The sequence below is a fragment of the Sphingobacterium sp. JUb20 genome (assembly GCF_004342035.1).
In the GTDB taxonomy this organism is placed as follows: domain Bacteria; phylum Bacteroidota; class Bacteroidia; order Sphingobacteriales; family Sphingobacteriaceae; genus Sphingobacterium; species Sphingobacterium anhuiense.
In genome coordinates this window covers 99157-118042 of the sequence record NZ_SLYV01000016.1, presented here as the reverse complement: position 1 = coordinate 118042, position 18886 = coordinate 99157, and the positions used below count along the sequence as shown (strand labels likewise).

The 18886-nt window shown below is 44.6% G+C and carries 10 protein-coding genes; 8 read left to right on the top strand and 2 right to left on the bottom strand.

The window, feature by feature from the left end; genetic code table 11:
- Nucleotides 1-14: 14 nt before the first annotated feature.
- The 4 genes from EDF66_RS22755 to EDF66_RS22740 all read left to right on the top strand — a co-directional run bounded on the left by EDF66_RS22755 (nt 15) and on the right by EDF66_RS22740 (nt 4704).
- On the top strand, nt 15-1343 hold the full coding sequence (locus EDF66_RS22755) for a TolC family protein (RefSeq protein WP_132845331.1): 1329 nt from the start codon (nt 15-17) through the stop codon (nt 1341-1343).
- Nucleotides 1344-1354: 11 nt separating this feature from the next.
- Nucleotides 1355-2398: an HlyD family secretion protein gene (locus EDF66_RS22750; protein WP_132845329.1), complete on the top strand. Its 1044-nt coding sequence runs from the start codon at nt 1355-1357 to the stop codon at nt 2396-2398.
- A 2-nt stretch (nt 2399-2400) separates the two neighbouring features.
- Entirely contained in the window at nt 2401-3990 is a 1590-nt protein-coding gene (locus EDF66_RS22745) for an MFS transporter (protein ID WP_132845327.1), read from the top strand.
- A 189-nt stretch (nt 3991-4179) separates the two neighbouring features.
- On the top strand, nt 4180-4704 hold the full coding sequence (locus tag EDF66_RS22740) for a YceI family protein (RefSeq protein ID WP_132768582.1): 525 nt from the start codon (nt 4180-4182) through the stop codon (nt 4702-4704).
- Nucleotides 4705-4788: 84 nt separating this feature from the next.
- On the opposite strand, the gene EDF66_RS22735 is transcribed toward EDF66_RS22740, so the two are convergent.
- The gene (locus EDF66_RS22735) at nt 4789-6915 is read right to left on the bottom strand and encodes a catalase (protein ID WP_132845326.1); all 2127 of its coding nucleotides are present in this window, start codon (nt 6913-6915) and stop codon (nt 4789-4791) included.
- A 428-nt stretch (nt 6916-7343) separates the two neighbouring features.
- Between EDF66_RS22735 and EDF66_RS22730 the strand changes: the two genes are divergently transcribed.
- The gene (locus EDF66_RS22730) at nt 7344-8897 is read left to right on the top strand and encodes a discoidin domain-containing protein (protein ID WP_132845324.1); all 1554 of its coding nucleotides are present in this window, start codon (nt 7344-7346) and stop codon (nt 8895-8897) included.
- 139 nt (nt 8898-9036) lie between these two features.
- Here the strand turns inward: EDF66_RS22730 and EDF66_RS22725 are convergent, their stop codons facing one another.
- Nucleotides 9037-11931 (bottom strand): triple tyrosine motif-containing protein, encoded by a 2895-nt coding sequence (locus EDF66_RS22725; protein WP_132845322.1) that lies wholly within the window; start codon nt 11929-11931, stop codon nt 9037-9039.
- A gap of 173 nt (nt 11932-12104) precedes the next feature.
- Between EDF66_RS22725 and EDF66_RS22720 the strand changes: the two genes are divergently transcribed.
- The 3 genes from EDF66_RS22720 to EDF66_RS22710 are packed head-to-tail and all read left to right on the top strand — an operon-like array spanning nt 12105 to nt 18797.
- Nucleotides 12105-15158, top strand: coding sequence for a SusC/RagA family TonB-linked outer membrane protein (locus EDF66_RS22720; protein WP_132845320.1), 3054 nt, complete (start codon nt 12105-12107; stop codon nt 15156-15158).
- 24 nt (nt 15159-15182) lie between these two features.
- A complete protein-coding gene (locus tag EDF66_RS22715) occupies nt 15183-16733 on the top strand; it encodes a RagB/SusD family nutrient uptake outer membrane protein (protein WP_132845318.1) in 1551 nt (516 codons plus the stop codon).
- A gap of 3 nt (nt 16734-16736) precedes the next feature.
- Complete coding sequence (locus tag EDF66_RS22710; protein ID WP_132845316.1) at nt 16737-18797, top strand: glycoside hydrolase family 16 protein; 2061 nt, start codon at nt 16737-16739, stop codon at nt 18795-18797.
- The last annotated feature ends 89 nt before the right edge of the window (nt 18798-18886 follow it).

The window sequence follows — 18886 nt, the reverse complement described above, 5'->3', positions numbered from 1 at the left end:
CACAGCATACAAAAATGAAACAGTACCCCTTTTTAATCATCGCATTGATCGGCAATCTTTTCCTCACACAGGCTTCTTTCGCACAAGCTCCTGATAGTACCTGGACATTGGAAAAGATATGGGATCTCGCCGCAAAGCAGAACCGGCAGCTGCATCTGGCGGATTTAAGTGTACAGGAAAGCAGGACCAGTATCCAGGAAGCACGGGACAAACTGCTTCCCGATCTGGCAGTATCCGGAAATTACGCCCTTAACTCCAAATTTCTAATTTACGACAATGGTCTCTTTTCAAAACCGCAGGATGTTCCCGTTTCCAGTTATGGCTATGGCTTTGGTTACAACCTGGATTTCAACATTTACAATGGTGGAAGGGATAAACGAAATATCCACATCAAACAAGAAGAGCAACAGCGCAAACAAGTTGAATTTGAACTGCAACATGACAACATCAAGTTTGCCATCGCCATGGTCTATTACGAGCTGTACAAGTATCTCCGATACCATGAATTTCTGCAGACAGAAATCAAAACCGAAAAACAGCAGCTCAGCAGCATCCAGAGCCTACATAAAAATGGTGTCGTGCTCAAAAGTGACGTCTTACGTACTTCGGTCAAGCTCTCGCAATTTGAACTCAGTTTGTCGGACGTGGAGAAAAAAGTAGTGCTGGCCAAACAGCGTCTCAATATACTCATCGGAAGAAACGAAACCGAACCATTGGAAATTCCTATTCAGGAAATCGTGAACTTAGAGGCAGGCAATAGGGCAGCTTATGCAAGCTATCAGGCAGAGGCCCTCAGTCAATCGCCGGAATTTAAAATCACCCAAAGTGATATCAAAATCAGCGAGCTTCAGATCAAACAGGCAAAATCCACCTTGCAACCTAAGATCTCCTTGTATTCACATTACAACTACACGTATCCGCAAGTATCCTTTTATCCCTACTCCAACGATCCCTGGGGCTATGGACAGACCGGTATCAAGATGCAGTTTGCGCTAGACAACCTCTACAAAAGCAAGCATACCATCGCACACGCACGCAATCTCAGCGAACAGCAGAAAGAAAAAGCAAACATCAAAAAAGATGAAATTTCGGTCAGAGTCAAGGAAGCATACCTGCAACAGCAACAGGCACTCGAAAGCGTCACAACAGCAACCGACAATATCATCCAGACGACCGAAACTGTGCGGGTCATCCGAAACAGTTACCTCAATCAGGAATCCCTGCTCACCGATCTGCTCGATGCAGAGAACATCCTGCTGGAATCAAAATTTAATTTAACACAAGCACAGGTCAATCTAAAATTAAGCCATATCAAGCTGCTGCTGATTACAGGAGCACTTTAAAAGTAAACACCATGGATAAAAATAAAACAGATAAAATTGTAGTCGCGATTACCAAATGGTTAGGCATCTTATTATTGGTCGGTATCAGCAGCTGGTGCATCGTTTATTTCTGGAAAGGATATCAATTCGAGCAAACCAACGATGCGCAGATCGATGCCTACCTCTCACCCGTAAACGCAAAAGTCGGTGGATACATCAGCAAGATTTATTTCCAGGATAACCAACAGGTAAAAAAAGGCGATACCTTATTGCTCATCGAGGAAAGTGAATACGGACTGAAACAGGAAGCCGCATTGGCCGAACTGATGAGTTCACGTGCAAAACTCCCGATCCTCAGTGCCCATGAAGATACCCAGCTCAAGACCATCGAAGTGATCAAAGCACATCTGTCCGGATCAAAGGCAAAACTAACACAGCAACAAAAAGAATTTAACCGCTATCAGAACCTGCTAGCCGAACAATCCACCACACAGCAGAAATTCGATCATGTGGAGGCAAACTTGGCCATCAATCAAGCAGATTATGATGAATCGCAGGCTAATCTGCAGGTTGCACAGTCCAAACTGCAAGATTTCAAAGCCCAGCGATCGGCAATTGAGGCCGAAATCCGGATCAAAGAAGCCCTGCTCAAAAGACAGGAATTGGATGTCCGCTACACCATGATTACCGCACCTTTTGATGGGCAACTGGGTAAAAAAAACATTCAGGAAGGACAGTTGGTACAACCGGGACAGACCTTAGCATTTCTCACCAATGATACCGAAGAGAAATGGGTCGTGGCCAATTTTATGGAAACCCAGATCGGCAACCTACATATCGGAAATACGGTCAACATCGAAGTTGATGCCTTTCCTGGAGAGCAATTCACCGGAACCATCCAGTCCATTTCCCCCACTACCGGATCGCGCTACTCCCTGTTACCTCCCGATAATGCCACCGGTAATTTCGTGAAGATCATCCAGCGCATGCCTGTCCGCATTAAACTAAACCCAAGCCAAGGGCTAGCCAAACTCGCTGCTGGCATGAACGCACATGTATATGTGGTAAAAAACTAAAGATGCAAGCACATAAAATTCCTTTATTTAAACACTGGGTATCCGAGTGGCTGGCCAGATCCGTTATCTTCGCAATCCTGATGACCTGTTTATTCAGTTTTGCCCTCTACAGCAGTCCTGTAACCGTGATGGGGTATTACGGCGTAGCACCCACAGATGTACAATATGCCATGGTACTCATCTATGGATCCACAGTGACATTTCTGGCGCTCGATTCCCGTATTGTGAAATACTTCACCTCACGCAAATACCTCTTGATCGGATTAGCGACCAATGGTATTTGCACATTGATCTGCTTCCATAGTAAAAGCTGGCCCCTCTTTCTCGTCTGTCAATTTGCACAGGGCATCACCTGCGCACTGCTATCGGGTATTGTACTCCATCTGGTGTTCCCAAGACTGCATAGCACCCGGGCCAGAGTCATCGGGTACACCATCCTCTATGCCGGCATTCAGATTTCTATTCCACTTTATTCCATCTACTGCAGCATGGTGCTTCATTATCTGGATTTTAACTGGCTGTTTTACGGAGCCAATATCTTACTGCTGCTGCTCACCGCTACCGTATTAATCACGATGGATGCCCAAGCAAGATTGCATAAAAAGATACCGCTCTATCAGGTGGACTGGATCGGCTACCTCTTCTATACCAGTTTTGTATTGCTCTTGGGCTATATCCTCATTTACGGCAGGCAGCTGGGCTGGTTCAGCAGTACCGTGATCTGCCAGCTGGTTTTGGCCGCAGTATGCATCCTTATACTTTTTATTATCAGGGAAATGCGGTTAAAACGTCCATTGATTAATCTGCGGATTTTCAAAGCGAAAAACTTTGTTATCGGTCTTTTACTGCTTTTTGTATTTTACCTCTTCAAAGGCAGTACAGGACTGACCTACAGCCATCTGGAAACGATCTTAAAAACCGATCCTTTACATACCATTCCCATCTGGTTGGCTGTCATATCCGGAACAGTACTCAGTATGTATGTAACAGCGCGCTTTATACTATTGGGAACCCATCTGATTCGAATGATCACCGTCGGATTTATCATCATGGGCTTGTATTATACGTATATGCTGTTCTTTATTTCCGTGACCGGATCGACAGCAGACTTTATACTGCCTATGTTTATCTATGGCATTGCGACCGGAGTCTTATTTGTGCCTATCGTAACCTTCACAGCATCCGCCGCTCCTGCTAAAATCGCTGTAAATGCATCAATGATCGGTATTCTGGCTCGATTTATCGGATTTTGCGGCAGTATGGCGGTTAACAACGAACTGCAGTTAGTTACCCGGGCCGCGGTTCAGGATCAGGTACGCCATGCGGTCAACCAAATCAATCCGCAGTTGCCCCTCGCTTTGCAGCAGATCGAACAGACCTATCAAAATGCAGGTAATGATGGCTTAAAATCGGAGGTAGCCGCCAATGCCTTTTTCAATACCATGCTCAAAGAACAGATCCTCGCCCGCGCAAGCCGCGATTATTATGACCTGATGCTTACCGGAGTCGTACTGGTCATTATTATGCTGATCTTTTTACCCAAAATGCAACAGGTGGTACTGAGATTGACAAAATTCAATGTTCCTTACTAGATCTGAACAGATGTGCAAAAATAAATCGAAACCAATACAGCGCCTCTTTGTTTACCTAATGTCAGAAGGCAAGGCACATGTACGATATTGATCTAGGTCAATAATTATAACGGTGTTAACCTTTATTTTTGTAGCATCATATTAGAGAAGAAAATAAAAAATTTATAAACAAATTTAAACATTAAAGTTATGGCAAATTGGAGTTTAGACAAAGCACACAGTGAAATAGAGTTTAAAGTAAAACACATGATGATTACTAACGTAAAAGGTCAATTTCAAGATTTCGACGTTACGATAGATAGTGATTCAAACCATTTAGAAAATGCCAAAATAGACCTGACCATTCAGACAGCGTCTATCAACACGAAAAACGAACAACGTGACGAGCATTTGAAAAGTGCAGACTTTTTTGATGTTGCGGCCAACCCGACCATTACATTTCATGCTACGAGCAGTAAAAAAGACGGTGATGATATTAAATTAACAGGCGATCTAACGATCAAAGGCATTACCAAATCCGTTACATTCGACGTGGAGTTTGGTGGTGTAGCAAAAGATCCTTGGGGTAATGAAAAAATCGGTTATACCGCTACTGGTAAAATCAACCGTCAGGATTTCGGATTAACTTGGAACGCGGCTTTAGAAACAGGTGGATTGATGGTAAGCGACGAAGTAAAATTCCAAGCGGATTTTCAGTTCATTGTGACGAAATAAGCAACATATACCCTTATAAAAAAAGTCATGCTCCCATCAGAAGCATGACTTTTTTATATATGTACGAGATCGATAGTTCCCGCACTAAGCAGGCACTTTCCGTCCTTTCTCCCTATCCCATACCCGGTGACCTTTCATCGCTTTGATAAAGTCTGCCGTCAGGTTATTTTTTGATTCGAGTACCACGCCGGCATCTTTTTCCTGCTTGGCGATATACGATCCTGCAATTAATTTTTCAGCACCTTTAGCAAAGGCCAAAGCCTTACAATGTCTAAATCCTTCGTTGATAAAATGGATATAATCCGGCTCATCCTCCAATGTTGCAACCGAATCACCATCGGGTGTATAGAATGCATCATAACAGACCGAAGCTTCCGTCAGATAAGTATGCTGGATTTCCGCTTCTCCACCTTCCTTAAACTTCACGTTACCCGTATGTGTCGAGATCAGAACGGCCTCAGCACCCTCCGCTTCCAATGCTTTTTTCATGACATCGACCGATGCTTTGCTCACACCATCTGCCACTAGAAAAGCCACTTTCCGAGTTTCAATCGTTCCTTCGCCCGGAGCGGTAGCCATACTCAATGCGGCAGATTTCTCTACCTCTGGCTTAGGCGCTTTCACCGGATATTCCGGATGGTTCTGACGCGCAAACTGTAACGTCAGTTCATCCAGTTGCTCCGGAGGTGTCAATCCCAAATTGGCACCCACTCTTTTCGCCAGTTCCTGATCGATCTGATTTAAGATCGCCAGCTCCCGTGTGCGGATCGCTACCGAATTGACTTTCGATAGCTCAAAGCTATAACCACTGATGATATGTTCCTTTTCAGGTGCTGTCTGCGAATTGAAAAACAAACGGGCTTGTGTAAAGTGATCAGCAAATGACGAAGACCTGCGTCTTACTTTATAGCCATCCACTTTTTCTTCATGGCTCTTAAAACCGGTCTCGCCTTTTAACATGGCCTGATAAGGACAACCGCCACCCAAGCTATTTGGGAAATAGCTGACATTGCCTTTCAGGATATCCTGTCTGCCAAGACCGTCTTTTTGATTGTTATGTTTACCGTTGACCGGTCTATTGATCGGAAGCTCATGAAAATTAGGACCTCCCAATCGGTAATTCTGTGTATCTGCATAAGAGAATATACGTCCCTGCAATAAAGGATCATTGGTCAGGTCAATACCCGGTACCAGACGTCCTGGATCAAAGGCTACCTGCTCGGTTTCTGCAAAGAAATTTTCCGGATTACGGTTCAGTGTCATCGTTCCGATAATCGTCACCGGAATTAATTCTTCCGGAATGATCTTCGTTGCATCCAATAAATCGAACGAATATTTCTGTTCATCCTCTTCCGGTACAAGCTGTACACCCAGGTCCCACTGTGGAAAATTACCCTTTTCGATATTCTCCCACAGATCCCGGCGTAAGAAATCCGAATCAAATCCCGATAATTTTTGCGCCTCATTCCATGCCACCGAATGCACTCCCAATTTCGGTTTCCAATGAAACTTCACAAAAGTGCCCTTCCCTGCTGCATTGACAAATTTGAACGTGTGGACACCAAAACCTTCCATCATTCTAAAAGAACGTGGAATAGCACGGTCGGACATCGCCCACATTAGCATATGTGCAGATTCAGGCATCAAAGAAATAAAATCCCAGAACGTATCATGAGCCGATGCGGCCTGAGGCATTTCATTATTCGGCTCTGGCTTAACAGCGTGGATCAAATCCGGAAAGTTCATCGAATCCTGAATAAAAAATACCGGAATATTGTTACCCACTAAATCATAATTACCCTCCTCCGTATAAAACTTTACCGAGAATCCCCTTACATCGCGCGCCAGATCAGTCGATCCTTTGAAGCCCGCAACAGTTGAAAAACGGATAAATAACGGCGTTACCGTACCTTTCTTTAAAAAAGCGGCACTGGTATATTGAGAAACATCTGCTGTCGCTTCAAAAACACCGTGAGCACCAGAACCTCTTGCATGTACCACACGTTCCGGAATCCGCTCGCGGTCAAAATGAGCGAGCTTATCTTGAAAAATAAAATCTTCTATAAGTGCAGGGCCACGTTCTCCTGCTTTGAGCATATTGTTGTTATCATTGATAGGAACTCCATCATTCGTCGTCAATACCCGATTGGCATTGTCAATCGTATGCTCCTGAATCTGTTGCACTTTTTTGTTTTCTTGTTGCTTAGCCATGTTTAAATAAAGTTATGGATGAAGATTAGAACATGTCGGTACCCTTCACATGACCGACACTATTACTAGTAACAACATAACCTCCGATTTGTTTCCAAAGATCCCCGGCGCAACAAGCCCCGACCGAAGACTTAAGACTGAGCGGCAGTCTTTCTAAAGTCAATTTAAAGGTAATATAGTTTTAATAAAAGGTAATAAACTTGCATTTTTATTCATTCTAACCTCCTATTTTTAACCTAATCATTTGTTTCGTCAAATAATCAAGCGGGAGATTTTTAGCGAAACACCTGACAGCCAGAGCAAGATCACGTATAGCAATTGCCTAAATCCGTACATATACGGTTCGTCCCGAATAAGATGCAAGTACCCGTTTTTTCAATACGATCATTTAGAATAACCCATATATCCTTTAACCAAAAACAACTGTTATGAAAATTTACCATCTCGTACTTGCAGTGGCCCTCTTATTCGGTTCCTGTAAAAGAACAGAAATTCTCACCCGTATTGATGCCAATACGAACACCCTCGACACCGTCTACACGTCAGACCACCCCTACAACCTCAACGTCGTCTTGTTTGTCCCCTCGGACATGGTTCCCAATCCCGATTACGAAAGACGTATCAGCGAAACACTGATCTACCAACAAAACTTTGTCAAAACCTGGATGCAGCATTGGGGACATGGCGACAAAACCTTCGGATTGTTAAAAAATGCTTCCAACAGGGTCAAAATCCATGTTGTACAGGGCAATCTCCCGACTTCCTCCTATCCATATGAGGGTGGAGAATCGGCCATGTGGCAGGAAATTACCACGTATTTTCAGACCCATCAAAAATCCAGTGACCATTACCTGATCCTGACCACGGTTAATAAGTTCGGTGAGCAAAATGCGCCATACTATGGCATCGGAACAAAATGCTACGGCATCGATTTCCCCGATATGGAGATCGCCAATATGAGCCGTACAGATACAGCTGGACTGGCTTCTTCCTGGATCGGAGGCAATACGCATGAGATGATGCACGGTCTCAATCTGCCGCATAATGGCGGTCTGGTATCGCAGAACAATCTCTACGGTACACCCATAATCACCGGAAACGGTGGTACTTTTGTCGTAGCACCGACTTATTTAGATGCCTGGGATTGTGCCGTACTGAGCCGCGGACAGGTGTTCAGTACCACAACTCGTTCGGACTGGTATGCCGCTGCCAATGCGAAAATCACCAAATTGAATGCCCGCTATGACGATGCTACACAAAAAGTAATTGTATCCGGACGGTTCAGCAGCAACAAAAAGATCGACTTCATCGGTTTTACAAACGATGCCAAACGCAGTGCCGGAGATGGAAACTACGACTCGGAAAACTGGGTAACCACCCCGATCGGTCTGGATAGTTTTTATACCGAGATCGCCATTACCGAATTCAAAGACCGCAGCAACCTGCAGAACGATTTTACAATCAGCCTGATCCATGAAAATGGCTACAGACATTGGAGCAGCTACAGTTATCAGATGCAGAACGGTAAACCCGATATTCAGTTTGGCGACAGACCCGAATACAATAAGGCAAATTGGAGTATCGTTGCCGTAAGCTCGGAAGAGACTCAAGCAGAAAGCGGTCAGGCTGTCCATCTCATCGACGGAGATAAAACAACGCAATGGGTGAGCCGCTGGTCTGGTGCCAGTTCTACCCATCCGCATTTCTTTACCATTGATATGGGAGCCTCAAAACCGGTGAACCGCTTTACATTTGTACAGCGCTCTGGAGGAAGCAAACCCAAGAATATTCAAATTCAGGTCAGTACCAATAACAGCACCTGGCAAAATGCCGGCAGTTATGTGCTCCCGGATGCGGCAGGTCCTGCGTACGTGACTTTACCCAATAGCCTAACCTTCCGTTACTTTAAAGTAACGATTTCAAGTGCCACCGATGGCACCCAATGGGCGGCGCTGAACGAAGTGGGCACTTATCAAGATTAACCTTAATTTCATCAAAAAAGCTCCTGAACGGATCCGTTCAGGAGCTTTTTAAATATATAGCTAGCAACAGGCTGCATCACGAGCCACAGATCATTCGCTTTTCTTGTTCCTAATGAAAGAAAACCAGGCTTAAATGCCTTTAGATTTCATTCAAAAAATCACTTAAAGACTGATCTTTTCCTACTGGTAGTTTTTTACGTAAACGGTACCGGTGTATTTCAACTCCTCTGACCGTAATATTCTGCAACTGCGCGATCTGCTTGGTGGTGAAATTCAATTTCAGATAAGCACAGACTTTAAGATCATTCCGTGATAACCCCTCGTGATTGGATTTCAGCTTATTCAAAAAGCCATCATTCAGTTCATCAAAATGCAGCGCAAACTGATCCCAGTTGGCACTATTTTTCTCCACATCTTTCAGTAAATTGTTGATCCGTTTTAATTCCGAAGCCTCTTCCTCACTCCCTTCTATTTTTGCCAGTTCATCGCGGACTTTGACAAGCGTTCCCGAATTTTCCAACAGCTGCATACTCGCACTGGCCAGTTCTTTCGTCTTCACCAGTACTTCCTGTTCCAGCTTTTCATTATTGAGCTTGACAATTTCCTTTTCGCTCTTTTCGATTTCCAGCTGATGGATGTAGCGGAGCTGTGCCATTTTCTTCTCATACTGAAGCTGTTGCTTTTTCCAGACCCGCTTTTGCACTTTAAAAAAGAGATAGATGCCCAATGCTCCCAATAGCATATAGACGAGCTTTGCCCAGATGCTCAGATACCAGGGTGGTAAAATCGTAAAATCATAGCTAACGGTCTCGGAGATCTGATTTAAATTGTTTCGAACCCGAACCTGAAAACGATACTTTCCACTTGGCAGGTTGGTATATGATTTTTCAGCGATATTTGCCCATGTGGACCAATCCTCATCATAACCGACCAGTTGATAGCTGAACTCCATATGCTCATGGATACCAAAACTTGGCGAAGAGAAAGCAAACTGAAAAGAATTGAATTTGGAGGCCAGCTCCAACTGGTCCGCACGGAGCTGTTCGTAAGCTCCGGTTTCATTTTTAGTGAAATACCCGGCAAATAGAATACTGTCCTGCGCTGATTTTGCCGTTACCTGCGACAATAGCACAAGTGGTTTCCGCGCTTCCTGAATATATTTTTCATAGTTGATATGGATGATCCCTTTTTCAGCACCGATATAGATATTATTTTTATCAAACGTATTGATATGATCAAATCCCGAAGTATTCATACCTTCAATTTCCGGAAATTTAATAAGCTGATAGGTTTTATTCTTAGTATCAAATTGTGCAACCCCGACGTATTTATCCGTACAGTACCAGATATTACCCTCTTTATCCTCCTTTAAATAGCGGATCGTTAGACCATCGAATACCTTATAATCAGTTGCCGGTGCAAATGCATTTTTCCGATAATCATAGGTATACAGACCCTTTTCTGTAGCAAAAACGACCTGATCTTTGATCTTGAACACAAAATTCTGATAGTCTGACGGTAAACCGTTCTTCTTGGTTAAAAGCACAGCATCATATGCATGACGGTCTGCCGCCAAGCGTATGCGGTAAATGCCACGATAAGGATGCGAGGCCCAAATCGTTTTCTTCTCGTCCAGTTCTAAAAAGCGATAAGAATCCACAAACCCGCGCAACTGACCCCCTGACTGAAAAATACCGTTTTGATAATTTAACAGCTCTAAACCTTGATAAGTACCCACCAGAGCCTGATTTACCGGATAAACGGAACTTAACGGCAATACATTCCAGGTGCCTGTGCGATTGGACAAGGGCAACAAAGCTTGATCCTGAATCTGAAACAATCCTTTATTATGCCCCAGTAATAAGCGTCCGTTCAGTTCTTCCAGCAACCAGGCCTCGCCACCATCACTTTTCGGAAAAAGTGAAAAAGAACTCAATGAACGGCTCTGATCTTTCAGCCCTTTGCTGATAGGTGCCACATATACTCCGTTGGATGAAGATAAATAAAGCTTATGATCAAAGATCAGCGACGATAGCCCAGTCACCTCATTTTCAAGATTGGGACGCAGATACCGTACCGCAGATCCGTACGAAATCACCGAAATCCCATTATCACTGGCCACCCAGATATTTTTTTGCTGGTCTACAAATACCGCTGAAATATTCTTGTTCACCAAACCTTCCCGAATACCGATGCGTTGAATCGTTCTGGCATCACGATCACGGATATGACAGCCCTCCTTGGCATTGCCGACAACAAAGGTGGAGTCATCGATACGCGCGGCAGATGGTGTATAACTATCATCCCAGCGCTCCTTATTCAATTGCAATAATACCCTGTCTTTCAACAAGTAGTTCTGGTTATTTAAAGTAGATAAGACGATCCGGTCTTTACCCAAAGGAAGCATCGATGCGATTTTCATTTCGCGGTAAGGCAACGTTGCCAGCACGGGTGACCAGTGGTTATTGCGGTAGACCAATAAGCCATTTTTTTTATCTTGCGCAAAAAGCGATTCACCCACCTTGCCCATAAAATACCATTCCGCAGCAGCAGGATGTACCGTTATTTTTTGCCCTTTGAGTTCAAAAATGACATTCGTCGCTCTAAAGAAAACAGACTGTCCAAAAGACAGTGTATTCCAGATGTCAGCAAAATTGCGGTATTCTTCCGGAATCAATGCTTTTAATGATGTATAGGTCAGACCACCCTGCTCAGCAGGTTCGAAATAACCAAAATCCCCCTGACCGCCCACATAGATCCGATCATGGCTGTCAATCCATAACGAACGGATAATGGTATGGTTGGGCAACGCATACGATTTCCAGTACCGGCCATCAAAAGTAATCAGCCCTTCGCTGTTTCCAAAATATAGGATGCCCCTGCTATCTTGTTTAATATCCCAAGTCCGGCTACCTCCGCCATACACGGTTTTATTATAATTATTGACCAGCGGTAATCCCAATAAATTTTGTGCCCGTAATGAAATGGGTGTTATAAAAAAAACGAAAAAATAAAGGACTGCGAGATACTTCATACAAACTGTTTATAAGGGTTGACGTACAATTGACGTACCCCAAATATAGCGATTTTAACCGCATTAACGCAACATGAAGTAGTAATGAAGTAGTGTTTAAATTTAACTTATGCCCATCTAAATCTAATTTTGAGCTAATTATAAACATTCCTAAATTTTTTAATTCAGCAAGCATGAAAAATAATGTTAGCATCATGGCAAGTGTTGCTCTTCTGTCTTGTCTTACCCATACGGTAAGTGCACAAAACAGAACGATTACAGGTAAGGTCACAAATGAACTGGGGATTCCGCTAGTGGCAAGTATTACCTTATCTGGAGGTTCCAAAATTGGAACAAGTAGCAACGAGCAGGGAGATTTTTCCCTCACTATTCCCCAAAACACCAGTTATTTGACCGTCTCTTCTTTGGGCTATGAAACCAAAACAGTCGCCATCACCGGCAATGCCGTCAACATCCAATTAAAGGCTAAAGCCGATTTTAATCTGGATGAAGTCGTGGTAGTCGGTTACGGTACACAACGAAAAGGCGATCTAACAGCACCTATTTCAACGGTCAATATGCAGGATATGGCCAAACGTACAGTTTCCAATTCGATGGATGCCCTTCAGGGTGCCGTTGCAGGTGTACAGGTTGTCAGCTCTGGAGCTCCGGGATCAACACCCTCCGTACGTGTCCGCGGTGTAGGCTCGTTCAACAATGAAAGCCCGCTGTATGTTGTCGATGGGATGTTTATGGATAACATTGATTTCCTAAACCCCAATGACATTGCCGATATCTCCATCTTAAAAGATGCATCCGGTGCTGCCATCTATGGTGTCCGTGCCGCAAATGGGGTTATCCTCGTCACTACAAAAAAAGGAAGCATCAATATGAAATCGCGTGTCACCTACAATGGATTTGCAGGTTTCCAAACCCCGACCAACATCTTAAAAATGGCCAATGCGCAACAATACGCGAATTATGCCAATGCGACCGGAAATGGTGCCTTTGTCAAAAAATCGGTTGAAAAGTATGGTGGTACCGAAACCAATCCGGCCATGGATACCGACTGGTTCGATGAACTATTGCGCTCAAAAGCACTCATCACGAACCACAATCTTGACATCATGGGCGGCAGTGAAAAGATTACCTATGCTTTTGGTCTCAACTATGTCAAACAAGAAGGCATCATGGATGCTAAAAACAACAACCAAAAATTTAACATGCGCATGCAGGCCGATGCTAAGGTTACAGATTGGCTGAAAGTTGGGTTTATGGCACATTTAAATAACTTTAAATCCTACCACCCTAATAATGCAGCTTTCCGTCAGGCGTATTTTGCATCGCCTTTATACCCTGTTTACGATCCGACCATCGAACTTTCAAAACCTGAAAAGTTCGGATCCAGTACGGCAATCGGTATGCAGTCGGGATTTTGGTACAACAATCCGATCGCGACAGCCTTCTACAACAACAATCAGACGAAAGGATTTCAGATCCTGCCGAGTTTCTATGTAGAGGCAGAACTATGGAAAGATAAAATTACCTTTAAGTCACAGCTCAGCCAGCGCTATCAATCGACACATAACATCGGCTATAACCCAATTTATTACATCGATAACGACCAGCGAAATGACCGCTCTTTCTTACGTTCGGCACAGGCACGTAACAACAACTACATCTTAGACAATTTATTGACGTATAAAGATGAAGCGGGCAAACACCACTGGTCGGTCCTGTTGGGACAGTCGACACGTGAGGAACGCTGGCGTGAAACCTGGGTGCAGGCCAATGATGTACCTGAATCGGAAGAATTCTGGTATGTAGGTGTCGGGGCTCAGGGAATCGGTTCGGCAACAGGATATGGTGAGAATGGCTCCCGAAATGCCGGTATATCTTATTTTACGAGAGGAACGTACGATTATGACAACAAATACTTACTGACCGCTACTTTCCGTGCTGACGGAAGTTCAAAATACCAGACCAAGTGGGGCTATTTCCCATCTGTGGGTTTAGGATGGGTGCTGACGAGAGAAAAGTTTATGGAAAACCAAAAGCTTTTCAATCAACTGAAACTCCGTGGAAGCTGGGGTAAACTGGGGAATGACGGTATCCAGCCCAATGCAGGCTATGCAACCGTGTATTCCGGAAACAATTTCTCAGGCATCTTTGGCAGTGAGGGCACGACAAACGGAACCCGTATTCCGGGATACCGCGTCGGCAGGTTCTTTTCACAGGTCCGTTGGGAAGTGGTGGAAGAATGGGATGGCGGGATAGATTTTGCCTTGTTGAACAACCGTCTGAGCGGTACATTAGACTATTACCACAGAACAACGCATGATCTTGCCTTCAGCAGGCCTATTCCATTTTCGTGGGATCGTGTATATGGAAATTGGGGCAGTGTCGCCAACAGCGGATGGGAGCTTTCGCTTCAATGGAAAGATAAAGTCGGTGCATTGGGCTATTCCATTGGCGGAAATGTAACCACATTGAAAAATACCGTTAAAAATCTGGGCGGGCTTGAGAATATCATGAACGGTTACCCGGAATGGTCGGCAGAATTTCCGGCTAGAATCCAGATCAACGAACCCATCAACTTTTACTATGGTTATGAAGTCGCTGGCGTGTACCAAAATCAGGCGCAGATCGATGCCGACCCAATAGCAAAGGCGTACAACGAGCAAAATCCAAACGCCCCTATTTTACCGGGGTATCTCCAGTATAAGGATCAGAATAATAATGGCGAACTGGATGAAAACGACCGTATCAATCTCGGAAACTACCTGCCAAAGATCACCTATGGCTTCAACTTGGCATTCGATTACAAAAAGTTTGATCTAAGCGTTGCCTTTCAAGGGGTGAGCGGCAATAAAATCCATAACCTCAACCGGGCTATGCGCAGAAAATACAATCAGATGAATGTGGATGCGGCCTTTGTTGATAAACTATGGACCGGTGAAGGAACAAGCAACACCCATCCATCGGCAGCAGGTTCGGTGGCTTCATGGAACCTACAGGCTAGTTCGTTCTTTGTCGAAAGTGGCGCTTACCTCCGCGTACAAAACATTCAGTTAGGTTATAGTTTTGACTTCCCGAAAATGCCAACCCGCATATTCGTTACGGCAGATCGACCTTTTATGTTTACCAAATACAACGGTTTTACTCCTGAAGTATCAGGAATGGGATTTGATGCCAATGTGTATCCAATTGCATCCACGTACAGCCTAGGCGTCAAAGTTTCCTTTTAATTTTTAACCTTACTTTTTAATCTTATGAATACCTTTAAATATATCCTCATAGCAAGCTGTATAGCAGTACCGTTATCCATGACGAGCTGTAAAAAGTTTTTGGACAAGCCTCTTGAAAACCAGCAGCGTTCGGAAGAAATCGATTACAGTAACCCTGCGCTGATGTACAGCCCCGTTTCTGGCGTATACCGCTCAGCAGCTGATGACAACCTGGTCCATTGGATCGATCTATCCATCCGTTGCATGCGCGATGATGATTACCTGCAGGCTGCTCCCAGCCCCAATGATAATCCGGAGCTCATGGCCATCAAAAACTTCCAGAACGATGTAACCGTGCAGTCGTACTGGGGACTGAACCAATCGTGGATCAGTTATTACAGCCTGGTCATCGCGGCCAACAATGCCCTGATCGAACTGGATAATTTCGCGGCAAAAATACCGGCCGGCAACAGCAAAGACCTCAATCTCAATAAGCAATACAAAGCGGAGGTCCGTTTTCTGCGTGCATACGCCCACCTGATGGCCTCCCGCCTCTTCGGAAACGTTCCTATTTTGATCGACAGTGAAAATATTGGACGCCTGGCGACCATCGAAAAGAGCACTGCGGCCCAAGTACGACAATTTATCATTTCCGAAATGAATGAATGCATCGAAGCACTGGAAGATGCACGTCCGAATCAGTCCATCCATATCGGTGCCGTGACCAAGTATACGGCACTGCTCCTCAAAGCCAAAGCCGCTGCAGATCTTGCCGGTAATGATAACAGCAGTCCGCACTGGGAAGAAGTCTTGGATGCGACCAATAAGATCATTGCGAGCAATAAATTCTCCTTATATCCAAACCTGTATGAGCTCTTTAAGCTTCCCGGAAAACTGGCCAATGAATCCTTATTTGAACTGCAATATTCCGATTTTGGTGTAGGTACAGGCGATATTGTACGTCCCGGAGTGGACTGGGGAACATTCTTTAGGTGGCAGGGACCGTCGGGTGATCAAAAAGGAAGTCCCATCTCCGGAGCCGGCTGGGTACCGCCATCTCAAAATATTGTCGATTTCCTGACAAACCGTGGCGATAATGAACGTTTGAAAAACACGATTCAGTACTGTGGCATCAACGGTAATCCTGCAACTTCTGTCACCACCCCGAGCGGTGATGTGGTCTATGGCAATCCATTTGGTATTAAATATTTCAACGGAAAAGCTTATCTTCCAAAAGCACAGATGACCGAAGGACGTATGGAATATGGCGCCAACAATAATGTTCGTATCTTACGTTATGCAGATGTATTGCTTTTAAATGCGGAAGCAAAAGTACGGAAAGGACAAAATGGCGACGAACCGTTCCGATTGGTACGCGAAAGGGCTAAATTGGGTGCTATTGCCAATGTGACGCTAAACCAGATATTAGACGAGCGCAGAGCAGAATTTGCCTGTGAATGGTGGGGCGAGCGTTTCAATGACCTGGTACGTACAGGTAAAGCAAAAGAAGTATTTGGCACTAATTTTATTCCTGGTGTGAGTGAATCTCTGCCTATACCGCAAACGCAAATCGATGCTAACCCTAATTTCAGATAAATTATGAGTCATATAAAAACAGGAATTTTATGTTCCCTGCTCCTTTTCAACGTACAGCTGGCGGTATCGCAAGATAACAAACCCGTCAAAACCGTCATCGCTAAAGAAAACGGTGGTTATACCATCAAGCGTGACGGGCAGCCGTATTTTATCAAAGGCGCTGGTGGCAGCAATTATATGGATCGTCTAAAAGCGTATGGAGGTAACTCCATACGTACTTGGAGTCCACAAAATGCAGGCAAAATATTGGACGATGCGCATCGCTTGGGACTTACCGTGACCTTAGGACTGGATGTAGGGGCCGAAAGACACGGATTTGATTACAACAATCCCGAACAGGTAGCACAACAATTGGAGGGCATCCGCAAGACCGTCCTGCAGTACCGAAACCATCCTGCGCTTTTAGCCTGGGGAATCGGCAATGAACTGAACCTGCATTACAGTAACCCAAAGGTATGGGATGCAGTCAATGCGATTGCAGTAATGATTCATGAACTAGACCCTAATCACTTGGTGACAACCATGTTGGCAGGTATCAACCAAAAGGAATTTGATTATATTCAGGAGAAATGCCCGGCGATCGATCTGATTGCTGTTCAGGTATATGGAGGACTCGCATCCGTACCGCAACAGATTAAAAGTGTCGGCTGGACTAAACCTTATATGGTGACCGAATGGGGTCCTACAGGGCACTGGGAGGTGACACAGACCCCTTGGTCTGCTTCCATAGAGGAGAACAGCAGTGAAAAAGCTGCTGTCTACAAAAGCCGTTATGAAGCCTCTATCGGCACAGACAAGAACTGCTTAGGGTCTTATGTTTTCTTATGGGGACAGAAACAAGAGCGCACCCCAACCTGGTACGGACTGTTCACCGAAGCTGGTGAAGAAAACGAAGTGGTCGATGTGATGGAATACCTCTGGTCAAAAAAATGGCCTGAAAACCGTTCTCCACATGTGTCTTCCCTCCTGTTAGATGGAAAAAAGGCGACTGACTTTGTTTATGTCGAACCGGGTAAAACTTATCCCGTTGCTGTGTCTGTAAACGATCCGGATGGCGACAAGTTAACGACACGCTGGGAGCTTCTGCACGAAAGTACTGACCTGAAAGAAGGTGGTGACCGTGAAGAAAGACCGAAGGCTATCCCAGGACGTGTGGCAGATGAGGGGCAGCAGCACACACAGCTCACAGCTCCTGCGGAAGAAGGCGCATACCGGTTGTTTGTCTATGTTTGCGATGGTCATAACAACGTGGCTACTGCCAATATCCCCTTCTATGTAACGGCTAAAAAGTCAAACACCAGCGCCGCAGCCGCAAAAAACACTTACCGCTTTTCGACTGAACCTGTGTGGGCTGACGAATTTAATTACGAGGGCTTACCCGACACCACCAAATGGTCGTATGATGTAGGTTCAAAATATAACGGCTGGGGCAATAATGAGGATCAGTATTATGTTGCATCTTCGCTAAAAAACTCGGTCGTCGGTAAAGGGGTCTTAAAAATCAAAGCTTTAAAAGAAAGCAAAGGCGGTAAACCTTACACTTCTGCCCGATTAGTGAGCAAAGACAAAGGTGATTTCCTGTACGGCCGCTTTGAAGCTCGTGCCAAATTACCGCGGGGACGAGGCAATTGGCCTGCGATCTGGATGCTACCAACAGCATCTAAATATGGCAATTGGCCTAACTCGGGTGAGATCGATATCTTGGAACACGTGGGTTACGATCAGGATGTGCTCCATATCTCAACCCATACCAAAGCCTACAACCATAATATCAACACCCAAAAAACAGCAACAACAAAAGTAGCAGGTGTTTCCGATGATTTTCACCTTTACCGTGTGGATTGGACGCCCGAATATATCAAAGGATTTATCGATGATCAGGAGATTTTTTCTGTTGAAAATGAACATAAAACCTTTGCCGAATGGCCCTTTGATCAAAAATTTCACTGGCTGCTCAATTTAGCCATCGGCGGAAATTGGGGCGGTAAACATGGAGTTGACGACAAGATATTCCCGAATGTTTTTGAAATCGATTACGTTCGTGTATATGAACTGTTACCTTAGATCATATTTATTATACAGCTATAATAGAGCACATAACAGCTAACACAATAATTTAAAAGACCTTTTCAGCTATGGGCTAAAAAGGTCTT

Bases quoted from the DNA above. Each gene is read 5' to 3' on its own strand.
- EDF66_RS22755 (WP_132845331.1), top strand. From the start codon at position 15: ATGAAACAGTACCCCTTTTTAATCATCGCATTGATCGGCAATCTTTTC.
- EDF66_RS22750 (WP_132845329.1), top strand. From the start codon at position 1,355: ATGGATAAAAATAAAACAGATAAAATTGTAGTCGCGATTACCAAATGG.
- EDF66_RS22745 (WP_132845327.1), top strand. From the start codon at position 2,401: ATGCAAGCACATAAAATTCCTTTATTTAAACACTGGGTATCCGAGTGG.
- EDF66_RS22740 (WP_132768582.1), top strand. From the start codon at position 4,180: ATGGCAAATTGGAGTTTAGACAAAGCACACAGTGAAATAGAGTTTAAA.
- EDF66_RS22735 (WP_132845326.1), bottom strand. From the start codon at position 6,915: ATGGCTAAGCAACAAGAAAACAAAAAAGTGCAACAGATTCAGGAGCAT.
- EDF66_RS22730 (WP_132845324.1), top strand. From the start codon at position 7,344: ATGAAAATTTACCATCTCGTACTTGCAGTGGCCCTCTTATTCGGTTCC.
- EDF66_RS22725 (WP_132845322.1), bottom strand. From the start codon at position 11,931: ATGAAGTATCTCGCAGTCCTTTATTTTTTCGTTTTTTTTATAACACCC.
- EDF66_RS22720 (WP_132845320.1), top strand. From the start codon at position 12,105: ATGAAAAATAATGTTAGCATCATGGCAAGTGTTGCTCTTCTGTCTTGT.
- EDF66_RS22715 (WP_132845318.1), top strand. From the start codon at position 15,183: ATGAATACCTTTAAATATATCCTCATAGCAAGCTGTATAGCAGTACCG.
- EDF66_RS22710 (WP_132845316.1), top strand. From the start codon at position 16,737: ATGAGTCATATAAAAACAGGAATTTTATGTTCCCTGCTCCTTTTCAAC.